Annotated in this window: 16 protein-coding genes; 4 read left to right on the top strand and 12 right to left on the bottom strand. The window is 68.5% G+C overall.

The features are described from left to right. Positions 1 to 20: 20 nt before the first annotated feature. Complete coding sequence (locus OG413_RS05405; RefSeq protein ID WP_266809906.1) at positions 21 to 1,574, top strand: ABC transporter substrate-binding protein; 1,554 nt, start codon at positions 21 to 23, stop codon at positions 1,572 to 1,574. A gap of 75 nt (positions 1,575 to 1,649) precedes the next feature. Here OG413_RS05405 and OG413_RS05400 read toward each other — a convergent pair whose 3' ends face one another. From OG413_RS05400 to OG413_RS05385, 4 genes are all read right to left on the bottom strand, one after another. Then, the gene (locus OG413_RS05400; protein ID WP_266809904.1) at positions 1,650 to 2,381 is read right to left on the bottom strand and encodes a TetR/AcrR family transcriptional regulator; all 732 of its coding nucleotides are present in this window, start codon (positions 2,379 to 2,381) and stop codon (positions 1,650 to 1,652) included. A gap of 40 nt (positions 2,382 to 2,421) precedes the next feature. Further along, positions 2,422 to 2,856 carry a thiol-disulfide oxidoreductase DCC family protein gene (locus OG413_RS05395; protein WP_266803271.1) on the bottom strand — a complete coding sequence of 145 codons (435 nt, stop codon included), beginning with the start codon at positions 2,854 to 2,856 and terminating at the stop codon, positions 2,422 to 2,424. A gap of 5 nt (positions 2,857 to 2,861) precedes the next feature. Further along, entirely contained in the window at positions 2,862 to 3,296 is a 435-nt protein-coding gene (locus tag OG413_RS05390; protein WP_266803270.1) for a hypothetical protein, read from the bottom strand. A gap of 66 nt (positions 3,297 to 3,362) precedes the next feature. Next, positions 3,363 to 4,664, bottom strand: coding sequence for an MFS transporter (locus OG413_RS05385; RefSeq protein ID WP_266803269.1), 1,302 nt, complete (start codon positions 4,662 to 4,664; stop codon positions 3,363 to 3,365). Positions 4,665 to 4,782: 118 nt separating this feature from the next. Between OG413_RS05385 and OG413_RS05380 the strand changes: the two genes are divergently transcribed. Further along, positions 4,783 to 5,292, top strand: coding sequence for a MarR family winged helix-turn-helix transcriptional regulator (locus tag OG413_RS05380; RefSeq protein WP_266803268.1), 510 nt, complete (start codon positions 4,783 to 4,785; stop codon positions 5,290 to 5,292). Positions 5,293 to 5,326: 34 nt separating this feature from the next. Here the strand turns inward: OG413_RS05380 and OG413_RS05375 are convergent, their stop codons facing one another. From OG413_RS05375 to OG413_RS05350, 6 genes are all read right to left on the bottom strand, one after another. Then, positions 5,327 to 5,920, bottom strand: a complete 594-nt coding sequence (locus tag OG413_RS05375; protein ID WP_266803267.1) for a hypothetical protein — start codon at positions 5,918 to 5,920, stop codon at positions 5,327 to 5,329. Positions 5,921 to 6,059: 139 nt separating this feature from the next. Further along, positions 6,060 to 6,836 (bottom strand): succinate dehydrogenase iron-sulfur subunit, encoded by a 777-nt coding sequence (locus OG413_RS05370; RefSeq protein WP_073718238.1) that lies wholly within the window; start codon positions 6,834 to 6,836, stop codon positions 6,060 to 6,062. Further along, on the bottom strand, positions 6,836 to 8,590 hold the full coding sequence (gene sdhA / locus OG413_RS05365; protein WP_266803266.1) for a succinate dehydrogenase flavoprotein subunit: 1,755 nt from the start codon (positions 8,588 to 8,590) through the stop codon (positions 6,836 to 6,838). The genes OG413_RS05370 and sdhA overlap by 1 nt, the downstream gene beginning before the upstream one ends. A 30-nt stretch (positions 8,591 to 8,620) precedes the next feature. Continuing rightward, a complete protein-coding gene (locus OG413_RS05360; RefSeq protein ID WP_073718236.1) occupies positions 8,621 to 9,097 on the bottom strand; it encodes a succinate dehydrogenase hydrophobic membrane anchor subunit in 477 nt (158 codons plus the stop codon). A gap of 5 nt (positions 9,098 to 9,102) precedes the next feature. Continuing rightward, positions 9,103 to 9,483 (bottom strand): succinate dehydrogenase, cytochrome b556 subunit, encoded by a 381-nt coding sequence (gene sdhC / locus OG413_RS05355; RefSeq protein WP_266803265.1) that lies wholly within the window; start codon positions 9,481 to 9,483, stop codon positions 9,103 to 9,105. 249 nt (positions 9,484 to 9,732) lie between these two features. Further along, complete coding sequence (locus tag OG413_RS05350) at positions 9,733 to 10,263, bottom strand: 2-oxo-4-hydroxy-4-carboxy-5-ureidoimidazoline decarboxylase (RefSeq protein ID WP_266803264.1); 531 nt, start codon at positions 10,261 to 10,263, stop codon at positions 9,733 to 9,735. Between the two features lie 525 nt (positions 10,264 to 10,788). On the opposite strand from OG413_RS05350, the gene OG413_RS05345 reads away from it, so the two are divergent. After that, positions 10,789 to 12,411: a glycoside hydrolase family 20 protein gene (locus OG413_RS05345; RefSeq protein ID WP_266803263.1), complete on the top strand. Its 1,623-nt coding sequence runs from the start codon at positions 10,789 to 10,791 to the stop codon at positions 12,409 to 12,411. 136 nt (positions 12,412 to 12,547) lie between these two features. Then, positions 12,548 to 13,378 (top strand): DUF4328 domain-containing protein, encoded by an 831-nt coding sequence (locus OG413_RS05340; protein ID WP_266803262.1) that lies wholly within the window; start codon positions 12,548 to 12,550, stop codon positions 13,376 to 13,378. Between the two features lie 473 nt (positions 13,379 to 13,851). Here OG413_RS05340 and OG413_RS05335 read toward each other — a convergent pair whose 3' ends face one another. Then, positions 13,852 to 14,439, bottom strand: a complete 588-nt coding sequence (locus tag OG413_RS05335; protein ID WP_266803261.1) for a hypothetical protein — start codon at positions 14,437 to 14,439, stop codon at positions 13,852 to 13,854. A gap of 74 nt (positions 14,440 to 14,513) precedes the next feature. Beyond that, positions 14,514 to 15,737, bottom strand: a complete 1,224-nt coding sequence (locus OG413_RS05330) for an AAA family ATPase (RefSeq protein ID WP_266803260.1) — start codon at positions 15,735 to 15,737, stop codon at positions 14,514 to 14,516. Positions 15,738 to 16,068: the final 331 nt, after the last annotated feature.

Raw genomic sequence — 16,068 nt, 5'->3', positions numbered from 1 at the left:
TGGTAAGGGAGAGCACGGCAATGCGGTCGATCCGGATACGGATTCTCGCGATTTTCGCGGTACTGGTCATCGCAGGCGTCGGCGCCTGGCAACTTCTTCCCTCGGGCGAGGAGAAGAACGATCCCGTCACGGTGGGCACGACGGACGAGGTGACCTCGCTCGACCCGGCCGGTGCGTACGACGCGGGTTCTTGGGCGATCTACAGCAATCTCTACCAGTCGCTGATGACGTTCAGGTCCGGCGCGATCGTGCCGGAACCGGACGCCGCCGAGAGCTGCGGCTTCGTCGGGCAGAAGCTCCAGACGTACCAGTGCAAGCTGCGGGACGATCTGAGCTTCTCCAACGGCCGGAAGATCACGGCCGCCGACGTCGAGTACTCCTTCGAGCGGATGCTCAGGATCAAGACCAACGTGGGGCCCTCGGCGCTGTTCCCGAGCCTCAAGAACGTCGTGACCGAAGGCCGCACCATCACCTTCAACCTGTCCTCGCGCGACGCGACCTTCCCGCAGAAGCTCGCCACCGGCGCCGGGTCGATCGTCGACCCCACCCAGTACCCGGAGAACAAACTCCGCACCGGGAGCCAGGTCGACGGATCGGGGCCGTACGTCCTCAAGTCCTACGAGCCCGGCGTACGGGCCGAACTGGTGCCCAACATCAAGTACAAGGGCGCTCTCAAGAAGACCGGCGACCCGGTCGACGTCCGGTACTACAAGGACTCCGACGCGCTGCTGGCCGGCTGGAAGAGCGGCGACCTCGACGTCACGCACCGTCAGCTGCCGCCCGCCCGGCTCGCCGAGCTGAACCCCGGCGACCCGGACCTGCGCGTCACCGAGGCGGACAGCGCGGAGATCCGCAACCTCGTCTTCAACGTCCGTGAGGGCTCCCCGCTCGCGAACAAGAAGGTCCGCCAGGCCATCGCGTCGATCATCGACCGCGGTCCACTGGTGGGCGATGTCTACAAGAGCACCGTCGAACCGCTCTACTCGCTGATCCCGCAGGGGTACATCGGCCACAGCACCCCGTTCTTCGACGAGTACCCGTCGCCCGACCCCGCGCGCGCCAAGAAGCTGATGGCGGAGGCCGGTGTGCAGACTCCGCTGCACATCAACTTCGCCTACCGCGACGACGCCGCGTACACGCAGGAGACCAACGAACTGCGGCGCCAGCTGGAGAAGGACGGGCTGTTCAAGGTCTCGGTGAAGGCCGTGAAGTGGACGGACTTCCAGAAGGGGTACGCGGACGGCGCGTACGACGCCTACACCGTCGGCTGGCTTCCCGACTACCCCGACCCCGACACCTTCAGCCAGCCGCTCGTCGGCCGCGACAACAGCCTCCACAACGGCTATGCCAGCAAGCAGATGGACGAGCTGATCCAGGCCACGCTCCAGTACAGCGACCGCGGCAGGACCTCGGCCGACTTCAAGGAGCTCCAGCAGCTGGTCGGCGAGGACGTCCCGCTGGTCCCGCTGTGGCAGAAGAAGGACTACGTCGTCGCCAAGACGGACGTCTCCGGCTCGCAGTACCTCTCCGACGGCACCGGCATCTGGCGGCTGTGGGAACTGGGCTGGATCTGACGGCAGCCGCCGTCAGGGCCTCCCGGGTCCTGACGGGGCCTCCCGGGTCCTGACGACGACCGGGGTCGGCCGTGCCTACGAGCGCTTGCGGGCGGTGGCCGTCTCGGCCATCCCCGGCAGGAAGTCCGTGAACAGCTCGTGCACTTCGTGGACGAGCGGCCGCAGCACCCGGAACCGGGCGAGCGCGACGCCCCGGGTGGTGAGCCGCGCCCCGCGCCCCGCGAGCCGGCGGCTGCGCTCGCGTTCCGGTGAGCGGTCGAACACCCAGTACAGGACGAGCCCCATCTGGGAGAGCCACATCAGCTCGGGGAGGATGTCCGCGAGTTCGGCGGGGATCTTGGCCTTGGAGCCCGCCAGCACCTCGCGGTGGATGGCGATGGACACCTCGCGGGCCGGCTCCGACTCGACGGAGAAGGGGCTGAGCGGGCTCTCCGGGTCGGCGGCGTTCTTGAAGAACTGGGCCGCGAACTCGTGGTACGGCGCCGCGACGTCCAGCCAGCACGTCAGCACTCCGGCCAGCCGGGTCTCCAGATCCGTCTCCTTGTCCAGGACCTCCCGGACCGCCGCCGCGTGTTCGGCGCCGATCCGGTCGTAGAAGCCCTGGACGAGGTGTTCCTTGCTGGCGAAGTAGTAATAGGCGTTGCCGACGGAGACCCCGGCCTCCTGGGCGATGGCCCGCATGGTCGTCTTGTCGAAGCCGCGCTCCTGGAAGAGCCGGAGCGCGGTTTCGAGGATGATCGTGCGGGTCTGCTCGCTCTTGAGGACCTTGGCAGGCTTGACGTCCTTCGCGCCCGGATCGCTCTTCACACCTTGGTCGTCCTTCTTCTCGCTCGCCACGGTCCCCAGGCTATCCGCCCGTTTCGGCGCACATGACCGGGACTTCGCGGGCCCCGCCGCCGTCGCCGCACGAGGGGGCGGTCACCGAGCGGTACTTCGCCGCGGCGAGCACGGTCGCACGGGCGAACGGCCGGCCCGTCGGGGTGGTCAGCCAGTGGGCCTTGGGCCGGTGCTCGGAGAGCGCCCAGAGGCAGACGATCCAGGCGGCGGTCCCCCGGTAGATCTGTCCCCGGTCGCCGATGACCGTGATCTCGTCGAGCGTCCCCGCGTGGTCGAGGCCGGGGAAGCGCCGGCGCGCCTCCTCGGAGGCGGCCGGCACCAGGTCGAGCGGTATGAGCTGACGCTGCTTCAGCAGCCAGTGGCGTACATGGACGCAGAGCGGGCACCGCGCGTCGTAGAGCACGGTGAGCCGTGCGACCGGGGTACGGGGTCCGGCGGCGGCCATCCGGCTCACCGTCCGGTGGCGGGGGCGGTCCACGGGCCCTGCGGGGTGGGGCCGGTCCAGCCCTGCGGCGGCACCGGCGGGGTCTGCTCGCGCTCCATCATGCCGCGGCGGCGGATCTTGTTCAGTACGTAGACGTTGGCGAGGTGCATCCCGCCGAGCACGAGCAGCACGACGCCGACCTTCGTGGAGAGGGCGTCGAAGAGTCCGCGGGCGTCGGCCACGCCGTCGGCGTTCTTCAGATAGAGGGTCACGAAGCCCAGGTTGACGAGGTAGAAGCCGACCACCAGCAGGTGGTTGACGGCGTCGGCGAGCTTCTCGTTCCCGTGCAGCACATCCGCGAGGAACACCCTGCCGTTGCGGCTGAGGGTGCGGGCGACCCAGATGGTGAGAGCGACGCTGATCAGCAGATAGATGACGTACGCGACCACGGTGAGGTCCATGCCCCGGCTCCCTTGAACGTGTTCAAAAGCTGTTGTCCTGGACTGTAGACCTGGCTTTGAACATGTTCAAGAAGGGGTTCCTGTGTGCTCCACCACTGAACTCCCCGAAGAATCCGACCCCTTGGGCTCCGCTGATCCCTTCGGCTCTTCCCACCCCTTCGGCTCCTTCGGCTGCGGGACCGGTGGCCCGAACTTCCGTACGCCCGGCACAGCGGCCGTCGCCAGGCACGCGGCCCCGACCGCGACCGCGGCGACGAGGAGCGGGGTCTCGGGGCCCCAGGCGGACGCGGCGAGCGGCGCCAGCACGTAGCCCAGCGGCATCGCGCCCAGCGAGAGCAGCCAGTCGTACGAGGTCACCCGGGCCAGCGCGTGGGCGGGTATCGCGGACTGCACCGCGGTGTCCCATACGGGGCCGAGGAAACCCAGCCCCGCCAGGGCGACGCCGTACGACGCGATGGTCAGCCAGTGGGGGGCGTCGGCGGCGAGCAGGACGAGCGGGAAGGCGTACGTGGCGAGGGCCAGATTGGCGACCAGGACCGGACGGCGCGGCCGGACCCGGCTCGCGAGCAGGGAGCCGAGCAGCAGACCGGCCGACCCGGCCTGGAGCAGGGCGATCCAGGTGCCCTTGCCGCCCTGTCCGCCGACGACGAGGGCCGGTCCGAGCGTCGCCAGGACGGCCGCGGCGCCGTTCCAGGCGGCGTGGGCGACGAGGCTGGTCCAGTACCAGTCGCGGGAGCGGACCTCGCCCCAGCCCTCCTTGAGGTCCGCCGTGAAGGAGCGCCGGGGGATCGGTACCCGCTCGACGTCGATCGCGCCGAGCAGCGCGGCGCTGACGGCGAAGGTCGCGCCGTCCAGCAGGAACGCCCAGCCGGGCCCCACCGTGAGGACCAGCGTCCCGGCCAGTGCGGGGCCGCCGAACCGGGTCGCGCTGACGGCCACCGCCATCAGGGAGTTGGCGCGCAGCAGTCCCGAGGGGGCGACGGTGGACCGGATCAGCGGCGACACGGTCGGCATGGCGAAGGCCCCCGCCGCGCCGCCGAACACCTCGGCCACCGCGATCTGCCACAGCTCCGGTGACCCGCCGAGCAGTTCGATGCCGACGAAGATCTGGGTCGCGCACCGGACGAGGTCGGTGAGCAGCGCGACCGTACGGGCGTTGAAGCGGTCGCCGATGACACCGCCGAGTGGCAGCAGGAGCAGCTTGGGGGCCATCGCGCAGGCCAGGACGAGGGCGAGTGCCCCGGTCGATCCGGTGGCCTCGTAGACGGCGAGCGTGAGGGCGGCGGGGATCGCGGCGTCGCCGAGGAGGGAGAGGGTGCGTCCGACGAACAGGAGGCGGAAGGCGCGCGTGCGCAGGGGATGGGGCATGATCGACAATGTATTTCGGAAGCGAATAGTTCGTCAACGAAATACCTGATGGCGAACAGGTGCCCAGGTGCGGGAAGCGTGCCGGGGACCGGGCAGGGGCCGGGCGTACGATTTCGGCATGGAGCAACGCGACTGGACCGACGGGCATGTGGAGCGGTGGAAGCCGGTCCTGCCCGGTCTCGATCCCGTGGTCGAGGGCGCGGTCATCCGGATGAAGAAGATCTCCGTCCATCTGCGCCGGGCGCGCGAGCAGTCGCTCGTCGACTTCGACCTGGACCGTCAGGAGTTCGACACGCTCCACAAGCTCGCCGGCCGCGGCGGCGTGGCGGCGCCCTCCGAACTGTCCGCCGACCTCGACCTCGCCCCGGCCTCCGTCACCGGCCGCCTCGACGCGCTGGAGAAGCGCGGGTTCGTGCGGCGCACGCAGTCCATCACGGACCGGCGGCGGGTCGTCGTCGAGCTCACCGAGGCGGGCCGCTCGACCTGGCAGGGCGCGATGGACTTCCTCGGCGGCGAGGAGCACCGGCTGCTCGGCGTGCTCGACGCCGACGAACGCACCCGGCTCAACGACATGCTGCGGCGCATCATGGTCGCCGCGGAGGACCGGGACGGCGTCGGCCGGGTGTGAGCCGTACGCCGGTGCGGCCGGCCTCCCGGCAGACTCAGGCGCTCATCGAACGGGCGGTGTTGAGCTGCGCCATGACCATGGGAAACGTCTCGGGAGCCATCGCCGGGATCATCGTCGAGTGGTGCCGGCCCCCGCTGGTGACCGTGACGTGGATGAAGCCGGTGGTCTTCTTCTCCTTCATCAGGAGGAAGAGCAGGCCGATCAGGCACAGCAGGGCGAAGATGATCGCCAGCACGATCGCGACCGGCGGGATCCTCTCCTCCGTGCGCGACATGTCGGTCGCCGTCCACACGGCACCCTTCAGCGGCATCGTCCCGGACGGCGTCACGATCGAGTCGTTCATGACGGTGATGTCGCCGAGCGACAGCATCGGCACCCCGCCGCCGGGCATGCCCTGCTGTGCCGGGAGGTGGTGGCCGGGGCCCGGCTGACCGGGTCCCGGATAGCCGTACCCGGGACCCGGCTGGGTCGCGGAGTCCGGCAGGGGCTGCGGATAGCCGTACGCGGGAGCCGCGCCCGGTGCCGGATACCCGTAACCCTGCCCGTCCGCCACGGTGGGCGGGTGGCCCGGCTGCTGGGGTGGGCCCCACTTGTATGAGTCGTCCGCGTACGGATTGGGCTCGGTCACCGGATCCCCGTTCTCTTCGGTCTTCAGCTCCGCATGACCGTACCGCCCACACCCGGACGGCGCAGCAAGAGGCCCCGTTCCCCGCGGCAACAACGCGGGGAACGGGGCCTCTTGGGGTGTGGCCGGTGGACCGGGAAGGTCAGAAGCGACGCGTGATCAGCGCGCGCTTCACTTCCTGGATGGCCTTGGTGACCTCGATGCCACGCGGGCAGGCGTCCGTGCAGTTGAACGTCGTGCGGCAACGCCACACACCGTCACGGTCGTTGAGGATCTCCAGGCGCTGCTCGCCGCCCTCGTCGCGCGAGTCGAAGATGAAGCGGTGCGCGTTGACGATCGCGGCCGGGCCGAAGTACTGCCCGTCGTTCCAGAACACGGGGCAGGACGACGTGCACGCGGCGCACAGGATGCACTTGGTGGTGTCGTCGAAGCGCTCGCGGTCCTCGGCGGACTGCAGACGCTCGCGGGTCGGCTCGTTCCCCTTGGTGATGAGGAAGGGCATGACGTCGCGGAACGCCTGGAAGAACGGCTCCATGTCGACCACGAGGTCCTTGAGGACCGTGAGGCCCTTGATGGCCTCGACCGTGATCGGCTTCTCCGGGTTGATGTCCTTGATCAGCGTCTTGCAGGCGAGCCTGTTCTTGCCGTTGATCCGCATCGCGTCGGAGCCGCAGATGCCGTGCGCGCAGGAGCGCCGGAAGGTCAGCGTGCCGTCGACATCCCACTTGATCTTGTGAAGGGCGTCGAGGACACGCTCCTTCGGGTCGATCTCGATCTGGAAGTCCTGCCACTGCGCCTCGTCCGACACCTCGGGGTTGAAGCGGCGGATCCGGAACGTGGCCGTGATGTACGGGGAGTCGGCGAAGCCCGCCTCGGGCTTGTCGGCGGGGCCGGCCTTGTCCAGTGTCGGGGTAGCCATCAGTACTTACGCTCCATCGGCTGGTAGCGGGTCGTCACGACGGGCTTGTAGTCGAGCCTGATGGACTCGGCGCCGTCGGCCGCGACCTCGCGGTACGCCATGGTGTGGCGCATGAAATTGACGTCGTCGCGGTTCGGGTAGTCCTCGCGGTAGTGGCCGCCGCGGGACTCCTTGCGGGCCAGCGCGGAGGTCGCCATGACCTCGGCCAGGTCGAGCAGGTTGCCCAGCTCGATGGCCTCCAGGAGGTCGGTGTTGAACCGCTTGCCCTTGTCCTGGATGGACACGTTCAGGTACCGCGCGCGCAGCTCGGCGATCTTGTCGACCGCCGTCTTGATCGTCTGCTCGGTGCGGAAGACCATCACGTTGGCGTCCATGCACTCCTGCAGCTCCAGACGGAGCACGGCCACCCGCTCGGTGCCGTTGGAGTCGCGCAGCCGCTCGACCTGGTCGATGACCTGCTGGGCCGGGTTCTCGGGAAGCTCGACGAAGTCGTTCTTCGCGGAGTACTCGGCGGCGGCGATGCCCGACCGGCGACCGAAGACGTTGATGTCGAGCAGCGAGTTGGTGCCCAGCCGGTTGGCGCCGTGCACGGAGACACAGGCGACCTCGCCGGCGGCGTACAGGCCCGGGACGACGGTGGTGTTGTCGGCCAGCACCTCGCCCTCGACGTTGGTCGGGATGCCGCCCATGGCGTAGTGCGCGGTCGGCTGGATCGGGATCGGGTCCGTGTAGGGCTCGATGCCGAGGTACGTACGCGCGAACTCGGTGATGTCCGGGAGCTTGGCGTCCAGCTGCTCCGGCGGCAGGTGGGTGAGGTCCAGGTAGACGTGGTCGCCCTCCGGACCGCAGCCGCGGCCTTCACGGATCTCCGTGTAGATGGAGCGGGACACGACGTCACGGGATGCGAGGTCCTTCATGACGGGCGCGTACTTCTCCATGAAGCGCTCGCCGTCCTTGTTGCGGAGGATGCCGCCCTCACCGCGGGCGCCCTCCGTCAGCAGGATGCCCATGCGCCAGATGCCCGTCGGGTGGAACTGGAAGAACTCCATGTCCTCCAGCGGCAGACCGCGGCGGTACGCGGCGGCCTGGCCGTCACCGGTCAGGGTGTGGGCGTTCGACGTCACCTTGAAGAACTTGCCGGTGCCGCCGGAGGCGAAGATGACCGACTTCGCCTGGAAGACGTGGATCTCGCCGGTGGCCAGCTCGTAGGCGACGACGCCCGCGGACTTCTTGACCCCGTCGACTTCCTGGAGCAGGAGGTCCAGGACGTAGAACTCGTTGAAGAACTCCACGCCCTCCTTGACGCAGTTCTGGTACAGCGTCTGGAGGATCATGTGGCCGGTGCGGTCCGAGGCGTAGCAGGACCGGCGGACCGGGGCCTCGCCGTGGTTACGGCTGTGGCCGCCGAAGCGGCGCTGGTCGATCTTGCCCTCGGGCGTGCGGTTGAACGGCAGGCCCATCTTCTCCAGGTCGAGGACCGAGTCGATGGCTTCCTTCGCCAGGATCTCGGCGGCGTCCTGGTCGACCAGGTAGTCGCCGCCCTTGATCGTGTCGAAGGTGTGCCACTCCCAGTTGTCCTCTTCCACGTTGGCGAGCGCGGCGGCCATGCCGCCCTGCGCGGCGCCCGTGTGGGAGCGGGTCGGGTACAGCTTCGTCAGCACGGCGGTACGGCTGCGCTTGGTCGACTCGATGGCCGCGCGCATGCCGGCGCCGCCGGCGCCGACGATGACGGTGTCGTACTTGTGGATCTGCATGGTTTTCCTCTGGTCCCTCTGTCCCGGCGCCTAGCGGATGTTCGGGTCGAAGGTGAAGATCACCAGCGTGCCCAGCAGGACGGTGAACACCGTGGCGGTGTACAGCAGCATCTTCAGCCAGAAGCGGGTGTTGTCCCGTTCGGCGTAGTCGTTGATGACCGTACGGAGGCCGTTGGCGCCGTGAAGCATGGCGAGCCACAGCATCGTGAGGTCCCAGACCTGCCAGAACGGCGAGGCCCAGCGGCCCGCCACGAAGGCGAAGCCGATCTTGGAGACACCGCCGTCGAGCACCAGCTGGATCAGCAGGTGGCCGATGACCAGGACGACCAGGACGATGCCCGACAGGCGCATGAAGAGCCAGGCGTACATCTCGAAATTGGTGCGCGAACCCTTGGGGGTCTTGCCCGTCCGCTTGCGCGGGGGCTCGATCACGGGGGCCGGGTGGTCGACGTCGTACAGGCTCACGCCTTCGACGTCACCGATCGCGGAAGAGGTCTCGGTGGACATGGGCCTCAGCTCCCGAAGAGTTCGCGTACGGCGTGGCCGAGAACGGGGTACAGGGCCCCGACCATCAGCACGATCCAGATGCCCAGCACGGTCCAGAGCATCTGCTTCTGGAAGCGCGGGCCCTTGGCCCAGAAGTCCACGGCGACGATGCGGAGACCGTTCAGCGCATGAAAGAGAATGGCGGCCACGAGGCCGTATTCGAGGAGCGCGACAGGCCATGTCTTGTACGTGGCCACGACTTCGTCGTAGGCCTCGGGGGAGACACGGACGAGAGCGGTGTCCAGGACGTGTACGAACAGGAAGAAGAAAATGAGGACACCGGTGACTCGATGAGCCACCCAGGACCACATGCCTTCCCGGCCGCGGTACAGCGTTCCAGCCGGCACGGAAGAACCCTCCGGGAGCGGGGATTGGGGTCGGCCGGCTTGACTGTCGGTCTGACCCGGCCAGGTACGGTCCACCGGCCCCGGCCATCGTAGCGACGCTTTGTCGGTTCGTTCGCGCCGGGGCCTCTGGTGTGATCAAAGTGGCAATCAAACAGGCACGGACGGGCTAGAGCGGACGAAAGGGAACGTACCCGGATCGGGCGGTCGCGGCGGCCTGATCCGTGTCCGCGCCACGGCCCGGTCCCGTGGCTAGAACGGGCCGTCGTCCCGGCCCGCGTCCGTCACCAGCTCGATGATGCGGCCCCGGGCGAGTCGTCGCATCTCCTCCGCCGTCACGGCCCGCTCCTCGTCCGGGTCGTGGGCCAGCCGGGTCCGGATGCCGGCCAGCACCTGGTCCACCTGCTGCGAGGGGCGGAACGCGTCCAGGCTGATCACGAAGACATGGCCGAAGCGGCTCTCGTACGCGGCGTGCGCGGCCCGCAGCGCCAGGTGGGCGGCGCGCGGAGCGTCATGGCGCAGGCAGGGGGCGCACTCCCCGGCGAGCGCCTCGGCGATATCCGTGGGACACAGGTCGTAGCCCGCCTCGTCGGAGGCGGCGAGCAGCGCGCCGAGATCCGGGAACGGGCGATGGGCGGCCATTCGCTGGGCCCATCGGCGGCTTCCGCAGCACTCCAGCAGGGCGGCTTCGGCGGCGGCGCGCGGCGCGGCGTTGAGACGGCCGAGACCGGTCGCGTGGTCGCCGGGCGGAACCGGAACCGGAACCGCGACGGGTGCGGGCACGGGCGCGGGTGCCTGGCCGCGGCACTGGACGGGTATGACCGTCCGCCCGGCCGGCTGCGGTGATCGCTTCGGCAGGCCGGCGTGGGACTCGCTGGACCTGGACAGCGTGGACTCCTCGAATCAACGACATCTGTGACCCTGGAGAGGGGCCTGAGAGCAACGAGGTTGCACGTGGGGCGAGAGTGAAGGGAGAGACGAATGTGCTCCAACGCTAGCGAGAGCGGGCGACGGCTGTGCGCAGGACGCGGGAAATATCACCCGGATGGGAGAGTTTCGGAACGTGTGATGGACACCTGACGGCGCGGACGCCGACACCCGGTGTCGTGCGGTGCGGCGCGGTGCGGCGCGGTGCGGGGCGTCCCGGGGCGTCGGCGCCCGGTGCGGGACCGTCCGTCGCTCGGCCGACACGCGATGGGAGATGGGTGAATGATGAGAACGAATGTCCCAATAAGCCCTTCCATCCCTGTCTCGCTGCCTTTCCTCGCTCTCTCCCCCCACCGCCCCCGATCCGGAGGATTCTGACCGATGTCGCCCCCACGCGGTGCCCTCGTGGCCGGTGCGGCCGTCACGGCCGCAGCCGCCGTCACCTTCGCCGTTGTCGTCGTCTGGCCGGACAGCTCCGACTCCGGCCCCGGAGCGTCCACCGGCGACGCGGCGTCGTCGCGGACCTCCTCCTCGCCCTCGGCCCCACCGTCCCCCACCCGTAGCTACCCGCTCTCCGAGGCGCCCCGCACCATCCCCGCCGTGCGCGGGCACACCGCCGCCCGGGGTCCCGGCTGGAAGCCAGGACCAGACAGCACGGTCGTCGTCGCCGAAGGCAGCGAAGCGCTGGCGGACGAGGCGCGGCTGCTCGCCGGGGAGCTGAAGATCCGCTACCGGGGCGCCGTCGCCGCCCGCGCCGGTGACGTCGAACTGGCCCTCGGTACGGCGGGCAAGGGCGCCCCGGAGTCGTACACCCTCACCACCCGCGACCGGCGGGTCAGGATCAGCGGGCCCGACCAGGCGGGGGTCTTCTACGGCACGCGCACCCTCAAGCAGTCGCTGCGCGCCGACGGCACCATGCCGGAGGGCGTCGTGAGCGACGCCCCCGACCGGCCGCAGCGCGGGCTCAACCTCGACATCGCGCGCAAGTACTACAGCGCGGGCTGGATCGAGGACCGGTTGCGTGACATGGCCGATCTCAAGCTCAACCAGCTCGGCCTGCACTTCTCCGACGACCAGGCGTTCCGGATCGAGTCCGAGTCCCACCCCGAGATCGTCTCGCCCGAGCACCTGACCCTGGCCGAGGTCCGCCGTATCGTCGGCCTCGCCACGAGCCTGCACATCGACGTCGTCCCGGAGATCGACTCGCCGGGCCACCTGGGTGCCGTGCTCCGCGCCCACCCCGACCTCCAGCTGCGCAACGCGCAGGGGGTGGCGTCCACCGGGTCCATCGACATCTCGAAGCCGGCTTCGGCGGAACTCATCGACGAACTGCTCGACGAGTACACCGAACTGTTCGGCGGCGCGTACTGGCAGCTGGGCGCGGACGAATACCGCGCGCTGACGGTGCGGGACCCCGCCGCCTCGTATCCGCAGCTGCTCGGCGCCGCCCGGGAGAAGTACGGCGCGCAGGCCACGATCAAGGACCTGGCCACCGGCTGGCTCAACGACCGCGCGGCGGTGGTCCAGGCCAAGGGCCGCACGGCCAAGGCGTGGAACGACGGCTTCTTCCGCGGCGGCACCGTCCAGGCGCGCAAGGACATCGAGGTCGAGTACTGGACGGGCAAGGAGATCGGCGCCCGGCCGCCGGAGGAGTACCTGAGCGAGGGGCGCCCGGTGGTGAACCTCAACGACGAATTCCTCTACTACGTACTCGGTCAGCCCAACACGTTCGTCTATCCGACCGGCAAGCGGATCTACGAGCAGTGGACCCCACTCGTCCTGCGCGGCACCCAGCCGGTGCCCACCCGCTACTCGAAGCAGATCCTGGGCGGCAGGTTCGCGGTCTGGGGCGATCTGCCCCGGGCGCAGACCGCGCAACAGGTGGCCCAGGGCATACGGATGCCGCTGCGGGCGACGGCCCAGAAGCTCTGGGACCCGCGGAAGCCCGCGCTGAGCTGGGCACAGTTCCAGGAGCTGGCCGGAAAGGTCGACGCGCCGGGCTGAGCGGTCCGGGCACAGGCGCCGAGGACGGAACGCCGTGGACAGCCCGGAGCACCGGCGATAGGTTCCGCTTGCCGCGCGCCCTGGGGAGGGACGCGAGGCCCACGCGTCCTTTTCGTGCCCTGGGGGGTTCCGCATCATGCTCTGTACCAGTTGCCGCACCAGAACGGCCGTCACCGACGACGGCCGCTGCACCTTCTGCTCCGGCACCCGTCCGGCGCCGCCGGGCGGTCCGATGGCGGCGGGCGCCGTGCCGCCGGGGGAGTCCGCAGGGCGGCTGAGATCACCCGTCGGTCTCTCGAAGGCCGTCGTCGTTCTGCTCTGCGCGGTCATCGCGGCCGACCTGTTCGCCGTGGGCGCCGGACTGAACATGCGCTTCCTGCTCGACGGGGGCCTCGACGACGGCTTCCTCGCCGTCCCCCTGGACGAGGCCGACCGGGCGGACCGGCTGTACTACTTCGCCGGCGGTGCGCAGGTGCTGACCCTGCTGGCCACCGCCGTCGTGTTCATCATCTGGTTCCGCCGGGTGCGGCTGAACGCCGAGATCTTCGACGCGAGCGCGCACACGATGCGGCCGGGCTGGGCCGTGGGCGGCTGGTTCGTGCCGTTCGCCAACCTCTGGTTCCCGTACCGGGTCGCCGCCGGCGTCTGGACCGCCAGCGACCGGACCCGTACCGACGGCGGCGGGCGCACCGCCACCCGCGCCCCGCTCAACCTGTGGTGGGCGGCCTGGGTCTGCTGGATGCTCTTCGGCCGGTACGCCTCCGGGCGCTACTCGTCGGCCACACTGCCGCAGGAGATCGTGGACGCGGCCACGCTGGTCGTGGCGTCCGACGTCCTGGGCATCGTGGCCGCGGTGCTCGCCCTGCTCTTCGTCCGCGGGCTGACCCGGATGCAGGGCGAGCGGGCCGCACTCGGCTCGGTGCCGATGTCCGCGCAGGCGGCGCGGGGTGGCACACACCTGGCCTGAGGTCACCCGCACCCTGTCGCCGGGCGAGCTGCCGGGACGGGCGGGATTGGGCCACGCGGCACACGGCCGCCTGTGCGGTACGACGTGTACGGGGGCGAGCAGGTGCTGAAGCGCTGCCGTGCCGGGGAGGAGAGCGGCGCGGGCCCGTTCGTCGCCGGGGGGCTGCGCCCGGCAGATTCAGATCCTGGGGCTCATTGCGGAAACCGCCGGTACGCCGGGCAGCGGCGCCGGACTGCATCGGGCGCTCAGCCGGCTTGTCGACCGAGGGCCAACGGGTGCCGCGTGCGGTGATGTCGCGCCGGTCCAGGGGCCAGAGTTGACGATCCGTCGCCGGGGCGGCGTGCAGGCCGAGGGACGACGACCGGGGCCGTCACCTCCGGCCTGGCTGAGCGAAAAGGGGGCTCGAAGCAGGCGTTTTGTCGGCCGGTTAGAGGTTCTCGCCTGCCGAGCTTCTCCATACATGAGTTAACGAATCAACGAGCGGGGACCTCCCAGTTGGAGATATCCGCGACGAACTCCTGATAAGAGCGATTCGACCCCTTGGGCTCTGCGAGAAGTCCATGCTTCAAGGCTGCAGCTACGACCTCAGGGCCATCGCTTTCCCTGAAGCGTGGACTGGTGAGTACGGCTTCCAGGTCCTCCTTCGGAGTCTGGCGACGCCCGCTGTCCTTCCCCTGCCACGTTGCGGGGATTTTCCATGAGGGTCGGCAGATCGTAAATGCCTTCGGGAAGAGGAGGAGCCACGCTTCGGACTCTGCGGCAGCAAGTGCATACACAGAGGAGGAGGCGCCGGTCGCCTTGTCCAGTGCATTCGACACGGCCTTTCGCACGATGTCGTAGGCAGGGCCGGGGCACGAGTCCATGTCCTCGTGGACAGCGATTCCCACGAACGCGCCGTTCTTCAATCGGGCTTTTCCGCGCGCTTTATTCACCAAGGTGCCTGCTGCCGTCGACAGATCGACACCAGACTTCTTTCGCAGCCGAACTGGGTCGGTAATCTCAGTAAGTGTGACAGTAGCAGCAAGCTCCGGGTGGGCGGACTTGATGAATGCGGCCAGCATGCGGCGATCATTCGCACTCTCGCCTGCGAGCACAACTACGCCCCGGTTCGCGGGCTTGGGTATCCGCCTGCGACTCACAGCTCGTCCTCCGTCAAGTCGCCCCCCAGGACCCCGGAGAACCACAGTTCACCAAGGGGCTGATCACCAGTCTCCGCAACAATCGTTTCGATCTCGTCCGTTGTCAGAGCGGGAATGATGGACGCGCCGTCTTCATCGCGGTCGCACACGATGAACTCGTGAGGATTCAATCGGTCTACGAGCGCTGGCGAGTGAGTTGCCACGATGAACTGTGTTCGTTCTGACGCTTCCCTCATCCGCTCCACAATCAGCTCGAGAGCTTGAGGATGCAGACCGTGGTCGATCTCCTCAACACACGTCAGCGCCGGAGGTCGGGGATCATAGAGCATGGCCAGCAGGCCGAGAAGACGCACTGTTCCGAACGAGGCGTCAGCGAGTGGAGTGGGTCGACGCAGTCCGTGTTCATGAAGCACCACGGCAAGTCGATCCGCGAATCCTCCAACCTGCTCAAATTCGATGGCATCCAGTTGCGGAAGGATGCGACGGGCATCCCTTGTCAGGAGTTCCCAGCGCTCCTCGTTCGTGCTGAGTTGAACCAGGAACGCAGCCAGATTCTCAGCATGGGACTCCAAGCGGCCAGCCTTGACCAAGCGGGCACGTGTTGGCTGTCGAGCAGCGGTAACGTCGACGTCGAACACCCTGAATGACGACAAGCGGTCTGCGACTCTCGCAACCTCTTCTCCGCCATCCGAACGCCCCAACCGGGGCAGAGTGGACAGACCGCTGCTCAACCGCTGGATACCGAAACTACCGCCGTCGGACTCGCGGCCAGCCTTTTTGTCTACAACGCGGGCTTCATCACCGGAAATGGTGATGCGACGGCCTCGCCCCTGGGTCCGCTTGAACTGGAAACTCTCCTGACGTGACAAGGTGTAAGAGTCGCGGTTACCAGGCATGGAACGCCTGCGAATGGTCAGCGAGTACTCGTCCGGCGCTTTTGCGCTCGCATGCGTCGTCCAGTCTGCTTTGAGGCGGATCGCCATCGATGTCGGCGGTTTGTCGCCGCCCCAAAAGGCCACCTCGTCGAAGCCGCCGCGCTCGTCGAGCGCAGGCTGGAGGTCGGTTCGAATGATCGCGGCAAGGAAATCGAACACCTTTAGTACGTTCGACTTCCCCACTCCATTGGGGCCCACTAGGACGGTGAGCGGACCAAGTGGGATGGTCACGTCACGAAGGCTGCGGAAGTTCTCGACATGGAGTTCCAGGAGGCGGCCGGGCATGGGACGAACCTATCGGGTAGCAGATCGCCGGGAGGCGTACGTGTCCGTAGCGGACAGTGTCGCGACTGATGCGCTCTTGGACTGTCGCAGATTGGGCAGTGATCCGCGGTGACGGCCCACCGCCCAGGGCGGCTCGCAGTGTTGATTCGCAGGCAGCAAGGTCGAGTAGCCTCCATCGCGACTGTCTTCATGCTTGGTCTTCGCAACAGGTGGTGCAGTAGCGATGCTTCAGGCAGCAACAGCTAGTGGTGCAGCGTAGACGGTGCAACTGACGCAACCATCCGTCTCTGCGAAACTCGGCGGCCAGTGATGTGCGGGAAACCGATTCGGC

The sequence above is a fragment of the Streptomyces sp. NBC_01433 genome (assembly GCF_026340105.1).
Taxonomy (GTDB): domain Bacteria; phylum Actinomycetota; class Actinomycetes; order Streptomycetales; family Streptomycetaceae; genus Streptomyces.
Note: the sequence above shows the minus strand (reverse complement) of the source record. Positions and strands in the feature narration are given on the sequence as shown.

What these genes read in the sequence shown, in the direction of transcription:
- OG413_RS05405 (WP_266809906.1), top strand. Translation starts at nt 21, where the DNA reads ATGCGGTCGATCCGGATACGGATTCTCGCGATTTTCGCGGTACTGGTC.
- OG413_RS05340 (WP_266803262.1), top strand. Translation starts at nt 12,548, where the DNA reads ATGCTCTGTACCAGTTGCCGCACCAGAACGGCCGTCACCGACGACGGC.
- OG413_RS05395 (WP_266803271.1), bottom strand. Translation starts at nt 2,856, where the DNA reads ATGGCCGCCGCCGGACCCCGTACCCCGGTCGCACGGCTCACCGTGCTC.
- OG413_RS05330 (WP_266803260.1), bottom strand. Translation starts at nt 15,737, where the DNA reads ATGCCCGGCCGCCTCCTGGAACTCCATGTCGAGAACTTCCGCAGCCTT.
- OG413_RS05380 (WP_266803268.1), top strand. Translation starts at nt 4,783, where the DNA reads ATGGAGCAACGCGACTGGACCGACGGGCATGTGGAGCGGTGGAAGCCG.
- OG413_RS05390 (WP_266803270.1), bottom strand. Translation starts at nt 3,296, where the DNA reads ATGGACCTCACCGTGGTCGCGTACGTCATCTATCTGCTGATCAGCGTC.
- sdhA (WP_266803266.1), bottom strand. Translation starts at nt 8,590, where the DNA reads ATGCAGATCCACAAGTACGACACCGTCATCGTCGGCGCCGGCGGCGCC.
- OG413_RS05345 (WP_266803263.1), top strand. Translation starts at nt 10,789, where the DNA reads ATGTCGCCCCCACGCGGTGCCCTCGTGGCCGGTGCGGCCGTCACGGCC.
- OG413_RS05335 (WP_266803261.1), bottom strand. Translation starts at nt 14,439, where the DNA reads ATGCTGGCCGCATTCATCAAGTCCGCCCACCCGGAGCTTGCTGCTACT.
- OG413_RS05370 (WP_073718238.1), bottom strand. Translation starts at nt 6,836, where the DNA reads ATGGCTACCCCGACACTGGACAAGGCCGGCCCCGCCGACAAGCCCGAG.
- OG413_RS05385 (WP_266803269.1), bottom strand. Translation starts at nt 4,664, where the DNA reads ATGCCCCATCCCCTGCGCACGCGCGCCTTCCGCCTCCTGTTCGTCGGA.
- OG413_RS05360 (WP_073718236.1), bottom strand. Translation starts at nt 9,097, where the DNA reads ATGTCCACCGAGACCTCTTCCGCGATCGGTGACGTCGAAGGCGTGAGC.